This window comes from Gammaproteobacteria bacterium (genome assembly GCA_009838035.1).
In the GTDB taxonomy this organism is placed as follows: Bacteria; Pseudomonadota; Gammaproteobacteria; order Steroidobacterales; family Foliamicaceae; genus Foliamicus.
Genome location: VXSK01000017.1, coordinates 88392 through 104296 on the forward strand (window position 1 = coordinate 88392; position 15905 = coordinate 104296).

Here is a 15905-nt window from a genome sequence, read left to right on the forward strand (position 1 = left end):
GCCCATGGAACTCGACCTGCACTGGATCCGCCCCCTGTGGCTGCTGGCGCTGCCGCTGGCCGCGCTGCCCTGGCTCGGGGGCAGACGTGCCCGGGGGCCGTGGGCAAAGGTCCTGGATCCGGCGCTGGCGACGTTTCTGATCGAACGCCGCCGGACCGGGGCCGGATCGAACTGGCGGCTGATCTGTTCCCTGGCACTGGCTCTTTGCCTGCTGGCGCTTGCGGGGCCGGCCTATCGGCAAGTGGCGGTGACGGCCGACCGCGGCGGCGATGCGCTGGTGGCGGTGCTCGACGTGTCCCGTTCGATGCTGGCGGCCGACCTCACGCCCAGCCGCCTTGACCGCGCCCGGCTGAAGATCAAGGAGGGCCTGCGCATGCGCGCCGCCGGCCAGAACGGGCTTGTGGCCTTTTCCGGTCACGCCTTCACCGTCGCCCCGGTCACGACCGACGCGGCCACGCTGGTCAATCTGCTCGACGTGCTGGCGCCGGACGTGATGCCCAGCCGCGGCAGCGACGTGGCCGCGGCCCTCGTGAGGGGCCACCGCCTGCTGAACCAGGCGGACGCCCGCGAAGGCACGGTGCTGCTGGTAACCGACGGGTCCGGCGGCCGCAGGGCCGTGGACGCGGCCCGCGCGCTACGCGCCGACGGCCACATGCTGCTGGTCCTGGGCGCCGCCACTTCCGAAGGCGCCCCGGTTCCCGACATGCGCGGCGGGTTTCTGCGCGACGACTGGGCGGGCCTGGTGGTGAGCCGGCCGGATGAAGACGAAATGCTGCGACTGGCGCGCGAGGGCGGGGGCGGCTACCGCCGGATGACGGCCGACAACGGCGACCTGCGCGACCTGCTGAGCCGCGTGCGAAGCGCCGGCGCCGGCGGCAGCGACGAGGGGTTGCAGGCCACGCGGTGGCGCGACGAGGGGCCGCTGCTGCTGCTGTTCCTGCTGCCGCTCGCGGCGCTGGCCTTCCGCCGAGGCTGGATCCTGGCATTGGCGTTTGCCATGCCGCTCGGCGGCTACGCGGCGGATGGCTGGTTCACGACTTCGGACCAACAGGGCATGCGCGCTTTTTCGAACAGCGACTTTGCGCGGGCTGCCGAGCTGTTCGACGATCCCGAGTGGCAGGCTGCCGCCCTGCACCGCCAGGGCCGCTTTATTGAGAGTGCGCAGGTCCTGCGGGGACTGAACGCGGTTTCGGCGCGTTACAACCGGGCCACGGCCCTGGCCCTGGCCGGAAATATCGAGAGCGCCATTCGCCTTTACGAAGAACTGCTGCTGGACCAGCCCGACCACGCCGACGCGCGTCATAACCTGGAGGTTCTCAAGCAGCTTGTCGACCCGGCGGCGGGCGTCGGCGAGCAAGCGGCCCAGACACCGGCCGAGGCGCTGGAGGACCCGGCCGACCAGGACGGGGGCGAGCAGGAAGCCATGCCGCTGGCAGGAGACGAGGAGCTTCCCGAAGGCGAGTTGCTTCCCGAAAGCTCGCAAAGCTGGCTGTTGCAGGTTCCGGACGATCCCGGCGGATTGTTGAGACGCAAGTTCCTGCGTCAGTACAGGGCCGAAGGCGTGGACCAGGACGGCAACCCGCTGTGGCCGGGCGGCGAGGCCGAGCCATGGTAGGCAGGCGCGCGGGACTGCCTCTCCTGGCCCTGGCGGCATGGCCGCTGCTGGGCGCGAAGGCGCAGACTCCGGCTGACGAGAACCCGTTCGTGGTGCGGGCCGAGATCAGTTCCCGCAGCCCCTGGGAACGCTCGCAGGTGCTCTACACGGTGCGCGTTTTCCGCACGGCCGGCGCGCGCCGCTTCGGGCGCATCCGGCGGCTGAACGACCCCGTTCTGCTGAAGGGCGAGGCGCTGATCGAGCAGCTCGGAAACGACCGGCAGTACAACTTCCGGTCGGAAGACGCCGATTCCCTGGTGCTGGAGCGGCGCTACGCGCTGTACCCTCAGTCGACGGGTGAAATGCTGCTTCAGCCCGCGAGCCTGCAATGGATCGGCGAGGATTTCGGGTTTCGGACGCGCAGTTTCGTTCCGGACGCCGGGCCGGAGAGTATTGTGGTCCGGGCCGTGCCCTCGCCCCCCGCCGGTCGATGGCTGGCGGCGGCCGACGTGGCCATCTGGGAGGAGTTCGAGCGCGAGCCCGGCGAACTGGTCGCGGGCGAGCCGCTGATCCGGCTGCTGGGAGTGCGGGTGGAGGGCCAGCCCGCTCGCCAGATACCCGAACTCAGGCCCGGCGACGGGCCGAACTTTCGCCACTTTGTCGAACGCGCCCGGTTCGAAGACACCGTTACCACCGACGGACTGGTGGGCGTGCGCCGCCAGCGCGCGGCGCTGCTCGCCCTGCGCGCGGGCGACGTCGTGCTGCCGCCAATCCGCCTGAATTGGTGGAACACCACGAGCGAGCGCTGGGAGACCGCCGAATTGCCCCGGCGCATCCTGCAGGCGCAAGCGCCGATCGGGCAGTTCGTTCCGCCGCCGGATGAATCGCCGCCGGAACCCGCCGGGCCTGCCGGCTGGCTGGCGCCCCTGCTGGCGCTGGGCTGGTTTCTGACCGGAGTTGCATGGTGGATTACGCACCGTCTGGGCGCGCACCGCCTTGTCCGCAGAAGATTCCGGTCGGCCCTGGACCGCGAGTCCCGCCGCCGGGATGCCCTGGCCGGCCCCCTGGCTGCGCTTGCCACGGCATGCCGGGGCAATGACGCCCGGCAGGTTGAAGAGGCCCTGCTGGCCTGGGCGCGATCGTATTGGTCCGGCGACGCGCCGCGCGACCTGGCCGAACTGGGGCGGCGCTTCGGCGAACCGGCTGTAACCGAATGCCGGCGCCTGTCCGCGGCCCTGTACGGTCCGGGCAGGTCGGATTGGAATCCCGAAGTGTTGCTGCGGGCTGCGCGCCGTCCGCCGTCCCTGGCGAAGGGAACGGAACCGGACGAGAGCAGGCTTCCGCCGCTTTGGCCGGGAAGCGCGGCCGAAAGCGGATAAACTTGAGCAATCATTACTGTTCGAAATAATCGCCATGCGCAAGATCGATCTCGTTCCTCCCACTGTTCAAGCCCGCCTTGAAGACCGCGACCGGACGCCCGCCCGGGGCCGCTCCCTGACCGCGGGGTTCGCCTCCAGCCCGCTCGGCAGGCTGATGCTGGCGGAGGTGGACGGCGCCCTGTGCCGCGTCGGTTACGTCGATGGGGACGAGGACCGGCACTGGCAACGGCTGGCCCGTCGCTGGCCCGGGGCCCGCCTTCAGCGCGACGACGAGTGGGCGCAGGGCAGGGCGGACGGCCTGTTCTCCTCCGGCGGCGGTTCGGTGGAAGTCCTGTTGCGCGGAACGGCGTTCCAGCTCGCAGTCTGGCAGGCGCTGCTGGGGGTCCCGGCCGGCAGCACCGAGTCCTACGGGGGGCTCGCCCGGCGCGCTCGCAAGCCGGGCGCCTCGCGGGCCGTGGGCGGGGCCATGAACGCCAATCCGGTTGCCTGGCTGGTGCCCTGCCATCGCATCGTGGCCGGCGACGGCGGTCTGTGCGGCTACGGCGGCGGTCTCCGCCGCAAGCGCCGTCTGCTGGCCGCCGAAGGAATCGCTTCCGCATGACCTTACCCGGCGGGGCGCACAATGCCTTGGCCGCGATACCGGTGGTAAGCGGCGAGAAATACCGCACGCCGCAGGGATTCAGCGCCGTCAGAAACGGCATGAAGCGCCGCGCAAGCCCGGAACCGGACCGCGCCGGGCGCAAACCGCGCTGGCTGCGGGCGAAATTGCCGTCGGGGGCGCGGTATCTGCGTCTGAAGGGCCTGATGCGGAAGCATCGGCTGGCCACCGTCTGCGAGGAATCGCATTGCCCCAACATCGGCGAATGCTGGAACGCCGGCACGGCCACGCTGATGGTGATGGGCGGCGTGTGCACGCGCGCCTGCCGCTTCTGCGCGGTGGACACGGGCAATCCCTCCGGCTGGCTCGACGCCGAGGAGCCGGACAATGCCGCCAAGACCGTTCGCATCATGGACCTGGGCTATGTGGTGCTGACCTCGGTTGACCGCGACGACCTGCCCGACGGCGGCGCATCGCATTTCGCAAGCTGCGTTCGCGCGATCCGCCGCCGCAGTCCGAAGACGGCCGTGGAAGTGCTGACCCCGGACTTCCGTGGCAGCGAGGAGGCCGTGCGCACGGTGCTCGCATCGAAACCCGCGGTATTCGCCCATAACGTCGAAACCGTTCGCCGGCTGACGCCGCGGGTGCGCGATCCGCGAGCAGGCTACGACCAGTCGCTTGAGGTGCTCGGCGCCGCCGCCCGCCACGGCGACGGGATCCTGACCAAGTCCGGCATCATGCTGGGGCTGGGCGAGCGCCCGGATGAAATCGGCCGGACGATGCGCGACCTGCGTCTGCAGGGCGTGTCGCTGCTGACGCTGGGGCAGTACCTGCGCCCCACCCGGCACCATCTGCCGGTGGAGCGTTACGTGCCGCCCGAGGAATTTGCCGACTGGCGCGAGTACGGATTGGCCGCGGGCTTCACCGAGGTCGTGGCGGGCCCGCTCGTGCGCTCGAGTTACCGGGCCGAGCGCGCCCTGATGGGAAATAATGCAGGGGTGGAATTGCATACGATGAATCCTGCGTTCTCCCGGTGCCCTGTCTGACACGGCACTGGTCCCGAGACGCGGAGAAGGAGCAGCAAATGAAAAAACTGGCAGTAATTGTTCTGGCGCTGGCCGCGGTAGGCTGCGTCAGCGAGTCGTCGCTGCGCGTGGAAGCCAACACGCAGTTCCAGCAGATGCGCCGGCAGATGCCGATCTCGGCGGATCCGGCCGAGCGCGCCTACATATTCTGCGTGGCGCAGTCCGTGTTGCGCGTGGTCGAGGAGCCCTACGCCAGCCGCGCCTGGGAAATCGAGGTGTTCGACATGCCCGACGCCAATGCCTTCGCCATGCCGGGCGGCAAGATCGGCGTGTTCAACGGCATCCTTGACGTGGCCCAGGACCAGGATCAGCTTGCCGCCGTGATCGGGCACGAAATAGCCCACGTGACGCGCGAGCACCAGGTGGCGCAGGTCAACCGGGGGATGATGACCACCGGGGCGGCGGCTATGGCCGGGGCTGCGGCGCGCTTGCCGCAGCATGAAATACAGCAGATCGCGCAAATCGGCCTGACCCTGCCGTTCAGCCGCAAGCACGAGCGGGAAGCCGACGACCAGGGACTCTTGTACATGGCCGATGCGGGATTCGATCCGCGCGCCAGCGTCACCCTCTGGAAGAACATGGAGGCGAAGTCGGGCAGCGTGCGCCCGCCGCAGTTCCTGTCCACGCATCCGGCCCCCGAGGACCGCATGGGCAACCTGATTTCCCACATGAGCGCGGCGCTGGAGCGGTATAACGCGGCCCTGGGGCGCGGCATGCGTCCCGTTTGCGAGTAAACGGCGCCGGCGCTGAACAAACCGAAAAACCCGCGGAATGATTCCGCTGAGCGATGAAAACAGGACCCGCCGCACGCCGGTCGTAAGTTACGCGCTGCTCGGCGCGATCGTCCTCGCCTTTCTGTGGCAGTTGCAGGCCGGCAACGCAGCGGTCTACGCATTCGGACTGATTCCGGCGCGCCTCGTTCACGGCGCCCTTCTGCCGCCGCAGCTCGAGTGGGCGCCGGCCTGGGCCACCGTCTTCACCTCGATGTTCCTGCACGGCGGCTGGATGCACCTTGGCGGCAATCTCCTGTACCTGTGGATCTTCGGCGACAACGTGGAGGACGCGCTGGGCCGGGGGCGCTTCGTCGCCTTCTACCTTCTCTGCGGGGTGGCGGCGGCGCTGGTGCAGACGGTTTCCGAGACGACGTCCATCGTTCCGATGATCGGCGCCAGCGGCGCCATATCCGGAGTGCTTGGCGCCTACCTGCGGCTTTTTCCGCACGCCCAGGTCCGGGTGCTGGTTCCGCTGTTCATCGTGTTCTATACGATTCGCGTGCCCGCATGGGTGGTGCTGGGGCTCTGGTTCCTGTTTCAACTGGCTTCCAGCGCCATGATTCAGCCGGGACAGGGCGGGGTCGCGTTCTTCGCCCACATCGGCGGCTTTCTTTCCGGGCTGATTCTGGTAGGCTTGTTGATGCCGCGTCGCAAAGCGCGGCTTTGATTTCTTGGGTAACAACTCTGGAGGAACACCATGGTCCGATTGAACCTGGTACTTGTGTCCGCAGCCCTGGCGCTGGCGGCTTGTGGAGGGGGCGCTCCGTCGGACGACGGCGCCGCGGCCGATGACGGCGCTGCGGAGGAGAGCGTGCCGATGGAGGAGGTGGCTCCCGCGGAAACGATGCCCGCCGAGGAACTGGAAGCGGCCGAAGAGGTGTCGGATGAGATGCCCGCCACCGATCTCGAGGGTGCGGAGACCATGCCCGCCACCGATCTTGAGGAAGCGAGCGACGGCGGCGAAGATGCCGGCGGCGAAGGCGACGACGGCTAGGTAGATTGTTGCCTGCATGGGCGCCGATACGCCCATGCAGACTCGCCAAGGGAAGGGGGCTGGCGCGCGCGTCGCAGCCCGGTTACCGGGCTGGACCGGGGCGCGTATGTCATGCCCGGCTTTCGCGATTGAAATGGCGTCGAAAGGGGTGCGCAAAGACCCCTTGTCATATGAGAATGAAATTCTGACATTGGAGATCCGAAGATGAACCGATCCGTTATTGCCGCTGCAGCGGCCCTTGTATTCGTTACCGCTCCCGCTTCGGCGCCGGCCGAGGATGCGGGCGCTTCCTGGGACGACGCCATGGCCGCCGTGCTGGCGGGCGATCATCGCGGGGCCAGCCGCAGCGGCGTGCCGAATTCGTCCCGCGACGGCGCGCGCAATCCTGCCGAGACCCTCAAGTTCTTCGGGCTTCAGCCCGATTCCAGCGTTGTGGAGATCTGGCCTTCCGGCGGTTGGTACACCGAGATCATTGCGCCCTTCGTCGCCGAAAATGGGCAGTTCTATGGAGCGCATTTCCCGGGCGGCACCGATATGGAGTTCTTCAATCGGGCTCGTGACGCCTACAAGGCCAAGCTGGAAGCCAATCCCGAGGTTTACGGCAACGCTCAGATCACGGCGATGTACACGGACATGATGGACCTGGCGCCGGAACCCGTGGACATGGTGCTGACGTTCCGCAACGTGCACAACTGGATGTCCCGCGACTTTCAGGACGAGGTCATGCAGGCTTTCTACGACGTCCTCAAGCCCGGCGGCGTTCTGGGAATCGTCGAGCACCGCGCTGCTCCCGGCAGCGAACAGGATCCGAAGGCCGAATCCGGATACGTGACCGAGGAATACACGATCGCGCTGGCCGAGAAGGCCGGCTTCGTGCTGGACGGGCAGTCCGAGATCAATGCGAACCCCAGGGACACGCGCGATCATCCCGAAGGCGTCTGGACGCTTCCGCCCACGCTGCGCCTGGGCGACGAGGACCGCGAGAAATACGTGGAGATCGGCGAGAGCGACCGCTACACGCTGCGCTTCCGCAAACCCGAAGCCTAGATTCACTCCCGTTTGCCGCGGCTTTCTCCAGGCCGCTACGGCAATCGCCGTAAAATACCGCGGCCATGATTCGTGCGGAGTCGCTGAGCAAACACTACGGCGCGATCAGAGCGGTTGACGGAATCTCCTTCGCGATAGAGCCGGGGGAGATCGTCGGACTGCTCGGTCCCAACGGCGCCGGCAAGACCACCACCATGCGCATGTGCGCCGGCTACCTGGCGCCCACGTCCGGCAGCGTGCAGGTGCACGGCTTTGACCTGCTGACCGACACCATCGCCGCCCGCAAGACCTTCGGCTACCTGCCCGAGGGAGCGCCGCTGTGGGGCGAAATGACGCCGCGCGCGTTCCTCGACTTCATCGCGGACGTGCGCGAACTTCAGGGCGAGCGGCGCGCGCAGCGCATCGGCGAGGTGACGGGCCTGCTGCAACTGGAATCGGTGCTCGATCAGCGGATCGAGACCCTTTCGAAGGGATTCCGCCGCCGCGTCGGCCTGGCCCAGGCCATCCTGCACGACCCGCCGGTGCTGCTGCTCGACGAACCGACCGACGGCCTGGATCCGAACCAGAAACACGAAGTGCGCGAACTCATTCGCGGCATGTCCAGCGACAAGATCGTCGTGATCTCCACCCACATACTCGAGGAAGTGGAGGCGGTGTGCAGCCGCGCCATCATCATCGCGGCCGGGCGCATCGTCGCCGACGACAGCCCCGCGGCGCTGGCCGCGCAGTCCGAGACCAACCGTCTCGATCGCGTTTTCCGCCGGATCACCACCGGCCAGTCGCGCGCCGGCGCGGATCGGGATCAACCATGAACCACGTGTGGACCATTGCCCGCCGCGAGCTGCGCGCCTACTTCGCGACGCCGGTCGCCTATGTCTTCATCGTGATCTTCGTGGCGCTGAGCGGTGTGTTCACGTTCTATCTCGGCAATTTCTTCGAGCGCGAACAGGCCGACCTCACGCCGTTCTTCGGCTTTCATCCCTGGCTGCACCTGGTGCTGGCGCCGGCCGTGTCCATGCGCCTGTGGGCCGAGGAGCGCCAGTCGGGCAGCGTGGAACTCCTGATGACGCTGCCGATCGCGCCCTGGCAGGCGGTGCTGGGCAAGTTCCTGGCGGCCTGGTGCTTCATCGCCGTGGCGCTGGCGCTGACCTTCCCCACCTGGATCACAGTCAACTACCTCGGCGATCCGGACAACGGCGTGATCCTCGCCGCCTATTGCGGCAGCGTCCTGATGGCCGGCGCCTACCTGGCGATCGGCGCCTGCATCTCGGCCGCCTGCCGCAGCCAGGTCGTGGCGTTCGTGACCACGGTGGTCGTCTGCTTCGGGTTCCTTCTGGCCGGCTTCCCTCTGGTCCTGGACGCGTTCGCCGGCTGGGCCCCCGACGTGCTGGTGGACACGATCGCCTCGCTGGGCTTCCTCACGCATTTCAACGCGATCAGCAAGGGCGTCCTGGATGCCCGCGACATCCTGTATTTCCTGCTCGTGATCGCCGCCTTCCTCTACGCCAACGCCATCGTCCTCGACCTTGGCAGGGGCAACTAGGGACGGCAGACGAATGACCCGCAGTATCAGACCGCGCTACGGGCAGCTCGGACTCGGCGTCCTGCTGCTGGTGTTCCTGGCCGCCGTGGCGCTGGTCAACGTCGTCTTCCGCGGCGCGCGCCTTGACCTCACGGAGGCCGGCCTCTACACCCTCTCGGAGGGCACTCAAAGGGTGCTGGAAGGCATTCCCGAGCCGGTGCGGCTGTACTTCTTCATTTCCCGCGGCGGGCTGTCCGACAGCCCCGGCCTGCGCGCCTGGGCCGACCGCGTGGAGGACATGCTCAACGAGTTCGAAGCCCATTCCGACGGCCGGCTGGACGTGAGCATCATCGATCCCGCGCCGTTTTCCGAAGACGAGGACCGCGCCGCGGCCTTCGGCCTGCAGGCCGTGCGCCTGCAGGTCAGCGACGATCCGCTGTATTTCGGCGTGGCCGGCTCGAACGCCGTCGGCGACGAGGAGTTCATCGCCTTCATGAATCCGCAGCGCGAGCAGTTCCTCGAGTACGACCTCGCCAAGCTCGTCCATTCGCTGTCGCGCACCGACGAGCCGGTCGTGGGCCTGGTGAGCAGCCTGCCCCTGACCGGCGGCTTCGATCCGATGCAGACGGCCGTGACGGAGCCCTGGATCATCACGTCCCCGATCAGCGACATGTTCGATCTCAGGGACCTCGACATCATCGAGGACGAGATCGACGACGAAGTCGACGTGCTGATGCTCGTGCATCCCAAGGGCGCCACGCCCCGGCAGTCGTACGCGTTCGAGCAGTACCTGTTCCGCGGCGGCCGGGCGCTGGTCTTCATCGATCCCCTGGCCGAGGCCGATCCCGCGGCCCCGCCCGGCGGCCCGATGGCCGGCATGCCCGCCGACCGCTCGTCCAACCTGGAATTCCTGCTCGGCCATTGGGGCGTTGAAATGCCCGCGGAAACCGTGGTCGGGGACGGCCGCTACGCGCTGCGGGTCAGCGAGATCGACGGCACTCTGGCACGCCACCCCGCCTATATCGGTGTGGACCTCGCCGAGACGGACTCCGCCGAGGTGGTGACCGCCGAACTGGATGTGCTGAACCTGGGTTTCGCCGGCTACCTCAAGGCAAGCGAGGACGCCGCCGTCGAAGTAACGCCCCTGGTGCGCACGAGCGCCGACGCCGGGTTCCTGGACCCCAACCTGCTGGCCTTCACGCCGGACATCAACAGTCTTTGGTCCGGATTCAACCCGCAGGGCGAGGCCGTGACCCTGGCGGCCCGGCTGAGCGGCACGGTGGCAAGCGCCTTCCCGGAAGGGCGGCCCGAGGCGCCCAAGGATGAGGCGGACGGCGAAGAGGACGACGCGAACCCGTTTGCCGAAGCGATGGGGGAGGGCGGGACGCCTTCTGTCCCGGGAGAGGGGGAGGAGCAGGAGCTGCCGGAGCATATTGCCGAGGGTGAAGTGCAGCTCATCGTGGTGGCCGACACCGACCTGCTGTCGGACCGGATGTGGGCGCAGGCGCAAAGCCTGTTCGGCCAGCTCATGGTGACCGAGTTCGCCAGCAACGGCGACTTTGTCGTCAACGCCCTGGACCAGTTGGCCGGAAGCTCCGACCTCATGAGCCTGCGCGGGCGGGCCGCCTTTTCCCGGCCGTTCGACCGCGTCGACGAGTTGCGCCTCGAGGCGGAAGCGCAGTTCCGGCTCACCGAGGACCGGTTGCAGCAGGAACTGATCGAAACGGAGAACCGGCTGTCCGAATTGCAGGAAGCGCGACCTGACCAGTTCGCGCTCAGCCCCACGCCGGAACAAGAAGCGGAACTGGAGAAATTCACCGACCAGCGCCTGCGCATACGCCGCGAGCTGCGCGAGGTCCGCCGCAACCTCGATGCCAGCATCCAGCGCCTGGGCGCCTTTCTCAAAATCATCAATATCGGGCTTATTCCGCTGCTGATCGGTCTCGGCGGACTGGCGGTGGCGCTGCTGCGCCGCCGCAACCGTAAAGGGCTCGGATCGTGACCCGGCGCTCGCTCATCGTGCTGGGCGTCGTGGGCGCCGCACTGGTGGCGGTCCTGCTCCTGACGCGGCTGGACTTCTCAGGGGACGACTCGCTGGGAGTGCTGCACGCGCCGGGCCTGGCCGACCGGCTGGGCGAGCTGGAATCGCTGCGGGTGACGCGCGCCGGCAACGAGGTCGTAGCCACGATCGAACGCACCGATCGGGGCTGGGGAGTGGTCGAGAGGGGCGGGCACCCGGTGGACTTCGACCGCTTCCGGGGCAGCCTGCTCGCGCTGTCCGAGGCCCGCCGGGTGGAGAGGAAGACCGCGCTGGCCGAGTTCTACCCGCGGATCGGCGTCGAGGACGTCGGTGCTCCGGACGCCGGCGGCTACCTGTTGGAACTCGGCTACGGCGGCGGGCGCCCGGAGGATCGTTTCATCCTGGGCCACCGGGCCGGCACGGGAATGATCTACATCCGCACCGCCGGCAAGGAGCAGAGCTGGATGGTGAGCGCCGAGCTGAGCCTTTCCGACGAGACGCGCGACTGGGTGGACCGGGACATCATCGATCTGGGTTCCGGAGAAGTGCGCCGGGTCGCGCTGGATCGCGGCGAAGGCGACATGCTCGAGATCGCAAAGGACGACCGGGACGATATCAATTTCACGCCCCGGGACATTCCCGAGGGTAGGGAGTTGAGCTACGGCAGCGTGGCCAACAGTATCGCCGGCGCGCTGGCCAACGTCGAGGCGAACGACGTGCGTCCCGCCGCGGAAGTGGCCGCCCTGCCGCGCGCGGTTCTGGCCCGCTACGAGACCTTCGAAGGGCTGGAGCTGGAGCTGGACGTGCGCGAGGAACAGCCGGCCGGTGACGACGCCGACCCGCGCTACTGGGCGCTGTTCAGCGCCACGGCTGCTGAAGCTGCCGTTCCCGAAGAGCCGGCCGTCGGCGCCGAGGACGCGGGGCCGGACACGTCGCCCGTTACGGCCGAAGAGCGGGCCGGCGAACTGAACGCCGCCCTCGCGGGATGGGCCTACGAGCTTCCCGGCTACAAGAGCGATCAGTGGTTCAAGAAGATGGACGATCTGCTCAAGGAAGAATAGGCTTTAACTCCCCATGGAATCGCTGCCGAACCTGATCTACGGACTGTCCATCTGGATCGTCCCGCTGCTGCTCGCCATCACGCTGCACGAGGCCGCGCACGGCTACGCGGCGCTCAGGCTGGGCGACGACACGGCCCAGCGCATGGGCCGCATTTCCATCAATCCCCTGCGTCACATCGACCCGGTCGGCACCGTGGCCATACCCCTGATCCTGCTGGCGCTGTCCGGCGGCCGCTTCATGTTCGGCTACGCCAAGCCGGTCCCGGTGGCCTTCCACCGCCTGCGCAATCCGCGCATCGACATGGTCAAGGTCGCCGCGGCGGGCCCCGCGTGCAACCTGCTGCAGGCCTGGGTCGCGGCCCTGCTGCTGCACGCCGCCGGCGGGCCGCTGTCCTCCGCCCTCGACGCCTGGCTGGTGGACGTGCTGCAGATGGCCATCTACTTCAACGTCCTGCTGGCCGTCTTCAACATGCTGCCCCTGCCGCCGCTCGACGGCGGCCGGGTGGCCGTGGGCCTGCTGCCGAACTCGCTGGCCGCGCCCCTGGCGCGCCTGGAGCGGCACGGCTTCGCGATTCTGTTGCTGCTGTTGTTCGTCCTTCCATGGCTGGGCGCCCAGATGGGCAGGAACTGGAGCATTTTCGAGACCGTCATCATTCCCGTTACCCGATCGATCCGGCAACTGGTCCTGCTGCTGGCCGGCCACTTCTGAGCACGGCCTGTGCAGACCCCGCCTTCCCGCGATGAGGACCTGACGCTAACGGTCCAAGATCGCATCAACCATTACGCGGCGTTGCCCTTTCCCCAAAGTCTGTATATAGGGGAAGACGGGCGCTTGCTTGGTATGTGGATCATGGGCAACAACTACCAGGTTCGCAGTGGCTATTACGGCGGTTATCCCGCCGGGTATCTGAGGCGGATCAAGGCCCTTTTCCCGGAAAAGCACAAGGTTCTTCACCTGTTCTCGGGGCGGGTGGATCTATCCGTTCTCCCGGGCGATACCGTGGATCTGAATCCGGAACTCGACCCGACCTATCTTGACGACGCTCAAAAGCTGGCGGGCGTTCCCGTTGACAAGTACGATCTGATTCTCGCCGATCCACCCTACTCCATAGAGGATGCGGACCACTATCAGCCCACGATGGTGAAGCGCAATCTGGTGATGCGCGCGCTCGGGCGGAAGGCATCGCCGGGAACGCATGTCGTGTGGCTTGACCAGGTGCTGCCGATGTATCGGAAAGACCAATGGCGCATTGTCGGCCTGATCGGGATGGTCAAGAGCACGAATCACCGTTTTCGCGTCGTTGTGATCTTCGAGAAGATATGACACTGCTGATACTGGAATTTACATGGCGGTATGCGAGGCCATTGGCAGCAATGGCCCGGTGAATCCGAAATCCGCAAATCGGGCGAATTTCACCTTGCGCGGGCTGCGCTACAATCAGATACCCGACCTTCTTCAAGGAGGCAGATCATGTATATCAATTTCTGGTACGCCGCTGAGCGTTCCGAGAAGCTCACTGCCGAGAAGCCGATTCGCGTTCGCATGCTCAGCCACGAGTTCGTGCTGTTCCGCGACTCCAAGGGCAAAGCCCACTGCCTGAGCGACACCTGTATCCACCGCGGGGCGGCGCTGTCCGGCGGCAAGGTAATGGGCGACTGCGTGCAGTGCCCGTATCACGGCTGGCAGTACGACGGCAGCGGACGCTGCGTTAGCATCCCCTCGCTCGGTCCCAAGGGTCGCAAGAAGGTGCCGCCGCGTGGCCAGGTGGACGGCTATCCCACCGAGGAACGCTACGGCCTGATCTTCGTGTTCCTGGGCGACCTCCCGAAAGAGGAACGCCCGCCCATCATGCCGATTCCCGAGTGGGACAAGGACGGCTGGCGGGCCAACACGATGGACTACCACTGGAACGCGAACTACGAGCGCGCCGTGGAGAACGGCCTGGACCCGGCCCACAACGAATTCGTGCATCCCACCCACGGCTACTCCGGCGAGCGTGCGGAGTACAAGGTCAACGAGTTGCGGATCGATCACCATGATCATGGATTCGAGTTCATGCACACCTTCCAGTCGCCGCCGCTCAAGAACTGGCTGATGAAGAGGATCCGCAACTACGACGGTCCGCTGGACGCAGGCTCGGGCCACCATGGACCGAACGGCCTTTACACCTACATCCACCTCACGCCCACCAAGTGGTTCCACCAGTACGTCTGGGAGACCCCGGTGGACGAGCACTACCTGCACACCTTCCTGGTGTCCATGCGCAACTGCATGATCCCGAAGAACAAGTGGTTCCTGAAGATCGCCGACGACAACATGGACAAGCGCAACTTCGCGATCGCCGAGCAGGACCGCACCGTGATCGAGAAGCTCGACCCGGTGTGCACGCCGGCCGAGCGCAGCACCCGCGAGTTGCTGATGCCGGCCGACAAGGTGATCTGGCTTTACCGGGAGCGGCTGCAGCAGTGGGACGACATGGGCTGGCGTATCGACGCCGACGAGCTCAAGCGCATGCGGGCGAAACGCAACGTGGTTTATGCGATTCCGTCGCCGGCGCGGCGCGAGTCGCAGGCCTGGGTGCTGGATCCGGTGCCTTTGGTCGAACCTCGACCCACGGCGCAGCCGTTGAGAGCTGTCGGCGCGTAAGAGCTTTAGCTGTCGGCTTCGAAGAGTTCGCGGCCGATGAGCATGCGGCGGATTTCGGAGGTGCCGGCGCCGATTTCGTAGAGTTTGGCGTCGCGCAGCAGGCGCCCGGTCGGATACTCATTGACGTAGCCGTTGCCGCCCAATAGCTGGATCGCGTCCAGCGCGACGCGCGTGGCCCGCTCGGAAACGAACAGAATGCAGGCCGCCGCGTCCTTGCGCGCCGCGTCGCCGCGATCGCAGGCCCTGGCGATTTCGTACGCATAGGCGCGGCAGGCGCCGGTCGCCGCGTACATGTCCGCGAGCTTGCCCTGCACGAGCTGAAACGAACCTATGGGCTCGCCGAATTGCCTGCGTTCGCGGGTATAAGGCACCGCCACGTCCAGGCAGGCCTGCATGATGCCCACGGACCCGGCGGCCAGGATCGCGCGTTCGTAGTCCAGGCCCGACATCAGGATCCCCACGCCCTGGTTGATTTCACCGAGAAGGTTTTCCCCGGGCACGACGCAGTCTTCGAACACGAGCTCGCAGGTGTCGGAGCCGCGCATGCCGAGCTTGTCCAGCTTCTGCGCGGTCGAGAACCCCGTAAAGCCCCTCTCGACAATGAATGCGGATATACCGTGCGAGCCCGCTTCGGGATCCGTCCTGGCATAGACGATCAGGGTGTCGGCCACCGGGCCGTTCGTTATCCACATCTTGTTGCCGTTGAGGAGAAAATGGTCCGACTTCCTTTCGGCCCGCAGCTTCATCGACACCACGTCGGAGCCCGCGCCCGCCTCGGACATGGCCAGCGCCCCCACGTGCTCTCCGGAAATCAGCTTCGGAAGGTATTTCGCTTTCTGCGCGCGGGTGCCGTGCAGGCTGAGCTGATTGACGCAGAGGTTCGAATGCGCGCCGTAGGACAGCCCCACCGAGCCCGAACCGCGGGATATCTCCTCCATGACCACGCTGTGGGCCAGATAGCCGAGCCCGGCGCCGCCGTATTCCTCTTCCGCCGTAATGCCCAGGACCCCCAGCTCGCCCAGTCCCGGCCACAGATCGCGCGGAAATTCATTTTCGGAATCGATCTGCGCGGCCCGCGGCGCCAGCCGCTTCGCTACCCACCTCGCGACAACGTCGCGCATCTCCTCGATCATCACTCCGGTATCAGCTTTCATCTCTCACTATTTCCTCGTTACGCCACACCAT

General features: G+C 67.0%; 16 protein-coding genes. 15 read left to right on the forward strand and 1 reads right to left on the reverse strand.

The window, feature by feature from the left end; translation table 11 throughout:
- The first annotated feature begins 4 nt into the window (after nucleotides 1-4).
- The 15 genes from F4Y72_08060 (at nucleotide 5) to F4Y72_08130 (ending at nucleotide 14720) form a co-directional block, all read left to right on the forward strand.
- A complete protein-coding gene (locus F4Y72_08060) occupies nucleotides 5-1615 on the forward strand; it encodes a VWA domain-containing protein (protein MXZ28248.1) in 1611 nt (536 codons plus the stop codon).
- Nucleotides 1609-2973, forward strand: coding sequence for a protein BatD (locus F4Y72_08065; GenBank protein MXZ28249.1), 1365 nt, complete (start codon nucleotides 1609-1611; stop codon nucleotides 2971-2973). Before F4Y72_08060 ends, F4Y72_08065 begins: the two co-directional genes overlap by 7 nt.
- Before the next feature lie 34 nt (nucleotides 2974-3007).
- Nucleotides 3008-3574, forward strand: coding sequence for a methylated-DNA--[protein]-cysteine S-methyltransferase (locus tag F4Y72_08070; GenBank protein MXZ28250.1), 567 nt, complete (start codon nucleotides 3008-3010; stop codon nucleotides 3572-3574).
- Complete coding sequence (gene lipA / locus F4Y72_08075) at nucleotides 3571-4617, forward strand: lipoyl synthase (GenBank protein ID MXZ28251.1); 1047 nt, start codon at nucleotides 3571-3573, stop codon at nucleotides 4615-4617. Before F4Y72_08070 ends, lipA begins: the two co-directional genes overlap by 4 nt.
- A 38-nt stretch (nucleotides 4618-4655) precedes the next feature.
- Nucleotides 4656-5390: a M48 family metallopeptidase gene (locus tag F4Y72_08080; protein MXZ28252.1), complete on the forward strand. Its 735-nt coding sequence runs from the start codon at nucleotides 4656-4658 to the stop codon at nucleotides 5388-5390.
- A gap of 37 nt (nucleotides 5391-5427) precedes the next feature.
- Complete coding sequence (locus F4Y72_08085) at nucleotides 5428-6096, forward strand: rhomboid family intramembrane serine protease (GenBank protein MXZ28253.1); 669 nt, start codon at nucleotides 5428-5430, stop codon at nucleotides 6094-6096.
- A gap of 30 nt (nucleotides 6097-6126) precedes the next feature.
- Complete coding sequence (locus F4Y72_08090) at nucleotides 6127-6423, forward strand: hypothetical protein (GenBank protein MXZ28254.1); 297 nt, start codon at nucleotides 6127-6129, stop codon at nucleotides 6421-6423.
- Nucleotides 6424-6627: 204 nt separating this feature from the next.
- A complete protein-coding gene (locus F4Y72_08095) occupies nucleotides 6628-7470 on the forward strand; it encodes a class I SAM-dependent methyltransferase (GenBank protein ID MXZ28255.1) in 843 nt (280 codons plus the stop codon).
- Between the two features lie 65 nt (nucleotides 7471-7535).
- Nucleotides 7536-8282 (forward strand): ATP-binding cassette domain-containing protein, encoded by a 747-nt coding sequence (locus F4Y72_08100; protein MXZ28256.1) that lies wholly within the window; start codon nucleotides 7536-7538, stop codon nucleotides 8280-8282.
- Nucleotides 8279-9013, forward strand: a complete 735-nt coding sequence (locus F4Y72_08105) for an ABC transporter permease subunit (protein MXZ28257.1) — start codon at nucleotides 8279-8281, stop codon at nucleotides 9011-9013. The genes F4Y72_08100 and F4Y72_08105 overlap by 4 nt, the downstream gene beginning before the upstream one ends.
- Nucleotides 9014-9026: 13 nt before the next feature.
- On the forward strand, nucleotides 9027-10994 hold the full coding sequence (locus F4Y72_08110; GenBank protein ID MXZ28258.1) for a hypothetical protein: 1968 nt from the start codon (nucleotides 9027-9029) through the stop codon (nucleotides 10992-10994).
- Nucleotides 10991-12073 (forward strand): DUF4340 domain-containing protein, encoded by a 1083-nt coding sequence (locus F4Y72_08115; GenBank protein MXZ28259.1) that lies wholly within the window; start codon nucleotides 10991-10993, stop codon nucleotides 12071-12073. The genes F4Y72_08110 and F4Y72_08115 overlap by 4 nt, the downstream gene beginning before the upstream one ends.
- A gap of 13 nt (nucleotides 12074-12086) precedes the next feature.
- On the forward strand, nucleotides 12087-12782 hold the full coding sequence (locus tag F4Y72_08120) for a site-2 protease family protein (protein ID MXZ28260.1): 696 nt from the start codon (nucleotides 12087-12089) through the stop codon (nucleotides 12780-12782).
- 141 nt (nucleotides 12783-12923) lie between these two features.
- Entirely contained in the window at nucleotides 12924-13397 is a 474-nt protein-coding gene (locus F4Y72_08125; protein MXZ28261.1) for a hypothetical protein, read from the forward strand.
- A 30-nt stretch (nucleotides 13398-13427) separates the two neighbouring features.
- A complete protein-coding gene (locus F4Y72_08130; GenBank protein ID MXZ28262.1) occupies nucleotides 13428-14720 on the forward strand; it encodes an aromatic ring-hydroxylating dioxygenase subunit alpha in 1293 nt (430 codons plus the stop codon).
- 5 nt (nucleotides 14721-14725) lie between these two features.
- On the opposite strand, the gene F4Y72_08135 is transcribed toward F4Y72_08130, so the two are convergent.
- Entirely contained in the window at nucleotides 14726-15874 is a 1149-nt protein-coding gene (locus F4Y72_08135; GenBank protein MXZ28263.1) for an isovaleryl-CoA dehydrogenase, read from the reverse strand.
- Nucleotides 15875-15905 lie beyond the last annotated feature (31 nt).

Bases quoted from the DNA above. Each gene is read 5' to 3' on its own strand.
- F4Y72_08060 (MXZ28248.1), top strand. From the start codon at position 5: ATGGAACTCGACCTGCACTGGATCCGCCCCCTGTGGCTGCTGGCGCTG.
- F4Y72_08065 (MXZ28249.1), top strand. From the start codon at position 1,609: ATGGTAGGCAGGCGCGCGGGACTGCCTCTCCTGGCCCTGGCGGCATGG.
- F4Y72_08070 (MXZ28250.1), top strand. From the start codon at position 3,008: ATGCGCAAGATCGATCTCGTTCCTCCCACTGTTCAAGCCCGCCTTGAA.
- lipA (MXZ28251.1), top strand. From the start codon at position 3,571: ATGACCTTACCCGGCGGGGCGCACAATGCCTTGGCCGCGATACCGGTG.
- F4Y72_08080 (MXZ28252.1), top strand. From the start codon at position 4,656: ATGAAAAAACTGGCAGTAATTGTTCTGGCGCTGGCCGCGGTAGGCTGC.
- F4Y72_08085 (MXZ28253.1), top strand. From the start codon at position 5,428: ATGATTCCGCTGAGCGATGAAAACAGGACCCGCCGCACGCCGGTCGTA.
- F4Y72_08090 (MXZ28254.1), top strand. From the start codon at position 6,127: ATGGTCCGATTGAACCTGGTACTTGTGTCCGCAGCCCTGGCGCTGGCG.
- F4Y72_08095 (MXZ28255.1), top strand. From the start codon at position 6,628: ATGAACCGATCCGTTATTGCCGCTGCAGCGGCCCTTGTATTCGTTACC.
- F4Y72_08100 (MXZ28256.1), top strand. From the start codon at position 7,536: ATGATTCGTGCGGAGTCGCTGAGCAAACACTACGGCGCGATCAGAGCG.
- F4Y72_08105 (MXZ28257.1), top strand. From the start codon at position 8,279: ATGAACCACGTGTGGACCATTGCCCGCCGCGAGCTGCGCGCCTACTTC.
- F4Y72_08110 (MXZ28258.1), top strand. From the start codon at position 9,027: ATGACCCGCAGTATCAGACCGCGCTACGGGCAGCTCGGACTCGGCGTC.
- F4Y72_08120 (MXZ28260.1), top strand. From the start codon at position 12,087: ATGGAATCGCTGCCGAACCTGATCTACGGACTGTCCATCTGGATCGTC.
- F4Y72_08125 (MXZ28261.1), top strand. From the start codon at position 12,924: ATGGGCAACAACTACCAGGTTCGCAGTGGCTATTACGGCGGTTATCCC.
- F4Y72_08130 (MXZ28262.1), top strand. From the start codon at position 13,428: ATGCGAGGCCATTGGCAGCAATGGCCCGGTGAATCCGAAATCCGCAAA.
- F4Y72_08135 (MXZ28263.1), bottom strand. From the start codon at position 15,874: ATGAAAGCTGATACCGGAGTGATGATCGAGGAGATGCGCGACGTTGTC.